This window comes from Acetobacter thailandicus (genome assembly GCF_011516655.1).
Lineage (GTDB): Bacteria > Pseudomonadota > Alphaproteobacteria > Acetobacterales > Acetobacteraceae > Acetobacter > Acetobacter thailandicus.
On sequence record NZ_WOSV01000031.1, the window covers coordinates 1 to 2,514 of the forward strand.

Annotated in this window: 2 protein-coding genes and 1 pseudogene; all 3 read left to right on the top strand. The window is 54.2% G+C overall.

Annotated elements, in window-relative coordinates; genetic code table 11:
- The first annotated feature begins 686 nt into the window (after nucleotides 1-686).
- On the top strand, nucleotides 687-1,427 hold the full coding sequence (locus tag GOB58_RS12800; RefSeq protein ID WP_173560451.1) for a hypothetical protein: 741 nt from the start codon (nucleotides 687-689) through the stop codon (nucleotides 1,425-1,427).
- A 137-nt stretch (nucleotides 1,428-1,564) separates the two neighbouring features.
- The gene (locus GOB58_RS12805) at nucleotides 1,565-1,798 is read left to right on the top strand and encodes a hypothetical protein (RefSeq protein WP_173560452.1); all 234 of its coding nucleotides are present in this window, start codon (nucleotides 1,565-1,567) and stop codon (nucleotides 1,796-1,798) included.
- Nucleotides 1,799-2,097: 299 nt separating this feature from the next.
- Nucleotides 2,098-2,514: pseudogene (locus GOB58_RS12810) on the top strand (hypothetical protein); the annotation flags it as partial.

Consider the following 2,514-nt stretch of genomic DNA (forward strand, 5'->3'; position numbering starts at 1 on the left):
ATGGGAGCGAGAATGTTCGCTGAATGATTTGTGCTGAGTAACATTATCGTCACGAGCACAATGCGCAAGCGTACCCAATGCGGGCTCGGCATTGGGGGCCTCTTTATTTTCCAGGCGTATTTGAAAAACCTTCAATAACATCAGTTACGAAGCTGTCATGACAGTACGGACTGTCGATAGGATGACGCCGTTATGACACCATGAACCCAGCTGTCACTACGCGATTATAAAATGCCAATGACAGCATGACGCCGGGTGTCACGATCTGTCGATCCTGTTGTCATAATGACGCAAAAAAAAACTGTGTCCAATCGGTTCATAGTGCAAATAACCCTGATACGATCGAAGAAACCTGAAATCTAAGGCACGATACTGCATTTTGGTATGCGGGGCATACGCACAACGCGGCAAAAATATCGGATAACCGCTATTTTCTATGAGACGGATACGATGGCCTTTGGTGGTCGAACGATGCGCGCTGAGCAGCGCGATTTTGCCAGGTCAAAATCTGCATCGTTCAAAACAGAGGGCCCAAAAGAGACAGGACAGGGCAGGGCGGGCTAGGTCGCTGATGCTTCCATGGGGTCTGATGAGGGCAATTCTCCCCTCAATCCCACTGAGTAAAGAGACGGTTTTTCTATTACGAATTTTCTTCTCTTTCGCTTGGTTCTTTCTGGACAGACATCATGACATTGCTTTCTTCGGTATCTCGGGCCGATCGGCTTGAGCGCTTTCGTGCACGCACCGGCTATATGCAGGTATCATCACTTCGCATTCGGCTTGTGAGCTGGATCCCGTGCAAACCACTCCTGTCCTTTATGGATGGCAGTCTTTTCGATTTTGTCGTTCAGGACATTCTCTGGACACCTTTGAGTCTTTTTACAATTCGGACCTTCCATCGCACCCTGGAACTGCATCACATCGGCTCCGGGAAAATCTGCTTTGCGGAGCCTCTGGTATTAGCGCAGGAAGGAGCAGATGCCCCTCAGGCCGTTGCAGGATACAACCTGCATTTCCTGCGTCGCTGGCTCATACCCGGCGATACAGCTCTCGCTTTGCCCAATCTGTGCCTTTATCGCAGTGCTAGCGAATTCTGGCCGGATCTGATGTTCCATACACCGATGAGTCTGGTGCTGCATGCGGCTGTGAAGAACCTTTATGAAGGACTTGAGCCTGAAGATCTGATCGGTCTCTCAGCGGCAGATCGGGACTGGATGCTGCTGTCTGCGTTGCTTCGGTTGCTGAATCCCATCGACCTGTTGGGTCTCTCTTCTTCGACTGACGTTGGGCCTGCCCCTGTCATCAATGGCCTGGCAGTCGATCCTTCCTGGTTCGCGACCGACTGTGCACCTGGCTACAACCTGCGGGCCAGCCTAGATCAGCTGGGGCTTCCGGATGATCCTGGTTATCCGTCCCGGAACGACTGAACGCCTACGTTCAGACGCCGCTTTCCAAAATCTTTCATTCCTTCCGTTCCTGAACACTCAATTGGTCATCGGACGCTTCAAGGCGGCCTGTGTCGATCTGCGTCTTGCAGGAACGGGACAGACAGGGTCCCTGCCTCATGGCACCCAAACATTTCTCTCCTTCCGATCCCGGACTGGACCGGCTGGTCGATGTCTGGCTGCAAATGCACGACGTATTGCTGCCAGCCCTTCTGGCCGCACGCGATCATGGTCTTGTCGACACCATGCCCTTTGGCCGTCCGCTGGACGGCCATGTGCTGCTGCTGCGGCAGCTTTTGCGGGGCTTTGAAAAAGGACTTCAGGAGATGGGTGACCGGTCACCTCTGTTCTGAACCTGAGCAGACCAACGCATTTTTTTATCAACATTTAGCCCCGATCTGCCCTCAGGCGACCGGGGCACAAAGGATCTTTGACAATGAGACAATCTTCTTCACGCGCCGGGATGCACGGATATACATCCCGCCAGACCCGCCGCACCTCCATGTGGGACGCGACCTCGCAGGACCTGCGGATCATGGCGGAGCTAACCGAGGAACTAGGTGCGCCCCCAGTCTCGCCGATGATGCGGTATTGCGGCCCGCGTGCACATCATTTGACTCAACTTGCTAGAAATTCCGGAGACTGGGGGCGCTTGTTGAGGGCACTGGCATGTCGATACCCCCGCTTGCCTGAAGGCAGCCACGTCGCTTCTGACGGCACCGAGCTGGAGTCAAACCCTGAACGTATTGTCTGGGAGACCCTCAGGCGTCTGCAGCCCCACGACCTTGATCTGTGCTGTCATCCTCTTCTTGAAGAAAGACGGTTTCTGCGCAGTGATTTCGGCATCTGTGCTCCGGGTGGCGACACACCTCTGGTTTATCTTGAAGTCATGGGCATGCTGGGATCAGATCGCGAATGCCAGACGGATGTTGAAGAGCATTCCCTTAAGCGTCTGGCGCTTAAGGAACGCTGGTTCAGTGAACCGGATCGGCCTCTGCTACGCATCATCTGGCTCGACATGATGGCGCATCCCGACTGGCTGGCCGCCATCTGCGAAGAGGCGTTCCAG

Coding starts and splice junctions, on each gene's coding strand:
- GOB58_RS12800 (WP_173560451.1), top strand. CDS start 687: ATGACATTGCTTTCTTCGGTATCTCGGGCCGATCGGCTTGAGCGCTTT.
- GOB58_RS12805 (WP_173560452.1), top strand. CDS start 1,565: ATGGCACCCAAACATTTCTCTCCTTCCGATCCCGGACTGGACCGGCTG.